Genomic DNA, 2667 nt, shown 5'->3' on the forward strand with positions numbered 1-2667 from the left:
GGTCGGCGATGAGCCTGCCGACCGCGGGCGCGATCTTGAAGCCGTGTCCGCTGAATCCGGCAGCGACCACCAGCCCGTCGATCCCGGTTCGCGAGATCACCGGGTTCCAATCCGGGGTGACGTCGTAACAACCCGCGTAGCCGCCGGTGATGGCGGCGTCGGTGAAGCCGGGGAAGCGGGTGCTCACCCGGTCGATCGTGACGTCGACGAAGTCCTCGGTGGCCCGGTTCGGGTAGTCGTCGGGGTCGGCGTCCTGGACGTGCGACAGATCGCTGTTGCCGAACAGCACCTCACCGCCCGGCTCGGGCCGGATGTACTGCAGGGACACTAGATCGGAGAAGACGGGCACCGGGCCGAGTTCGACGCCGGGTGCGATCATGACGATCTGCTCGAGCACGACTCGGATGGGCATGTCGATTCCATAGCGCAACAGCAGGTTTCGGGTCCAGACGCCGGTCGCGATCACGACGGTGCCTGCGTCGACCTCGGTACCGTCGGCGAGTCGCACGCCGGTCACCCGGTCGCCGTCGAGCAACAGGTCCGTCACTGCGGTGCCTTGGCGGACGCGCACCCCGGCACCCCGCGCCGCGACGGCGAACGCCTGCGCGGTCTGGTACGCATCACCGAAGCCGCCGCGAGCCTCGTGGGCGAAGGCGGCGAACGGTTCCAGGTCCGCGTGCGGCCACATCTCGGCGACTTCGGCGGCATCGATCTCGTCGGTCTGCACGCCGACGGCACGCTGGGCGGCCAGGCTCTTGCGCAGCGCGTCCACGTTCCGTTCGCCGACTCCGACGACGTAGCCGGTTTGGCGGAACCCGATGTCGTGTCCGAAGACCTCTTCGGCGTTCTCGAAGACCTCGAGCCCGACGTTCGCCATCGCGGCCAGCGAGCTGACCCCGTAGTGACAGCGGACGATGCCGGAGGACTTGCCCGTCATCCCCGAGCCGACGGTGTTGCGCTCGACGACCAGCACGTCGGTAACGCCACGCTGGGCCAGTGCCCATGCCGCTGCGGCGCCCTCGATGCCGCCACCGACGATGACGACGTCCGCGGTCTCGGTCATGCCCACGTCCACGCACTCGAGCGATTTGTGTGCAATTGGCCGCGCTCACCGCGGCTGAACGCACACAAATCGCGGTCGGGGGAGTGCTGGTTCATGCCCGCACCCCCGGGATCCAGTCGGTGCCCGCCAGTGGCACTCGGGCCATCGCGGCCGCCTCGATGGTGACGGCGACCATGTCCTCCGGCTCGAGGTGTCGGACGTGAGCCTTGCCGCACGCCCTTGCGATGGTCTGCGCCTCCATGGTCAGCACCCGCAGATAGTTGGCCAGCCTGCGGCCACCGGCGATCGGATCGAACCGGGCGGCGAGCTCGGGGTTCTGGGTGCTGATCCCGGTGGGGTCGGTGCCGTCTTGAAAGTCATCGAAGAAACCTGCTGCGCTGCCGAGGCTTTCGTATTCGGCGGAGTAACGCGGGTCGTTGTCGCCAAGCGCGATCAGTGCCGCGGTGCCGATGGAGACGGCGTCTGCGCCGAGCGCCATCGCCTTGGCCACGTCGGCGCCGTTGCGGATACCGCCGGAGACGATCAGCTGTACTTCACCATTTCCCGTCGCTCCGCTCGCCCCGGTCCGCCCGGCTGCGCCGGTGCGGTGCACACCCAGCTCGGCCAGCGCCTGCACGGCCTGCGGAATGGCGGCCAACGTGGGGATGCCCACGTTCTCGATGAACACCTCCTGCGTGGCGGCGGTACCGCCCTGCATACCGTCGACCACGACCACGTCGGCGCCAGCGTGCACGGCGAGCTTGACGTCGTAGTAGGTCCTTGCGGCGCCGATCTTGACGTAGATCGGCTTCTCCCAATCGGTGATCTCTCGCAGCTCGTTGATCTTGATGGTCAGGTCGTCGGGGCCCGTCCAGTCGGGATGCCTGCACGCCGAGCGCTGATCGATGCCCTCTGGCAACGTGCGCATCCCGGCAACGCGTTCGGAGATCTTCTGCCCCAACAGCATTCCGCCACCACCGGGCTTGGCGCCCTGCCCGAGCACGATCTCGATGGCGTCGGCCTTGCGAAGGTCGTCGGGGTTCATCCCGTACCGCGACGGCAGGTACTGGTAAACGAGGTGCCTGCTCTGACCACGTTCCTCGGGAGTCATGCCGCCGTCGCCCGTCGTGGTCGACGTGCCGACCGCGCTGGCGCCGCGACCCAGCGCCTCCTTGGCCGGTGCGGAAAGGGCTCCGAAGGACATTCCCGCGATCGTCACCGGAATGTCAAGGTGCAGAGGCTTGGTGGCGTTTCGACTGCCGAGAACGACGTCGGTGTCGCACCGTTCGCGATAACCCTCCAACGGGTAGCGCGACATCGACGCGCCGAGGAACAGCAGGTCATCGAAGTGGGGCAACGCCCGCTTGGCGCCCCAGCCGCGGATGTCGTAGATGCCGGTATCGGCGGCACGTTGAATCGCCGCGATGGTGGCCCGATCGAAGGTCGCCGATTCGCGCAGGCCCAGCCGCGCCCGGTCGTCTGGCGTGTACATCAGTAGCTTCCTGCGTTGTCGACGTTGAAGTGGTACAGGTTCCTGGCCGAGCCGTAACGGGTGTAGGCGTTGGTGTCGTCGTTCCCATAGCCCGCGGACGCGAGCAACGTGCCCAGCTCCTCGTGGTGCTCGG

Annotated in this window: 2 protein-coding genes and 1 pseudogene; all 3 read right to left on the bottom strand. The window is 67.8% G+C overall.

Annotated features, from left to right (window positions below):
• A partial coding sequence (locus QOD90_RS20325) for an NAD(P)/FAD-dependent oxidoreductase (protein ID WP_526352636.1) occupies window positions 1-1063 on the bottom strand: 1063 nt, incomplete at its 3' end.
• 91 nt (window positions 1064-1154) lie between these two features.
• Window positions 1155-2537 carry an FMN-binding glutamate synthase family protein gene (locus QOD90_RS20330; RefSeq protein ID WP_526352637.1) on the bottom strand — a complete coding sequence of 461 codons (1383 nt, stop codon included), beginning with the start codon at window positions 2535-2537 and terminating at the stop codon, window positions 1155-1157.
• Window positions 2534-2667 (bottom strand): annotated as a pseudogene (locus QOD90_RS20335) (protein glxC); the annotation flags it as partial. The gene QOD90_RS20330 and the pseudogene QOD90_RS20335, both read right to left, overlap by 4 nt.

Source organism: Mycobacterium sp., from assembly GCF_032161845.1.
Lineage (GTDB): Bacteria > Actinomycetota > Actinomycetes > Mycobacteriales > Mycobacteriaceae > Mycobacterium.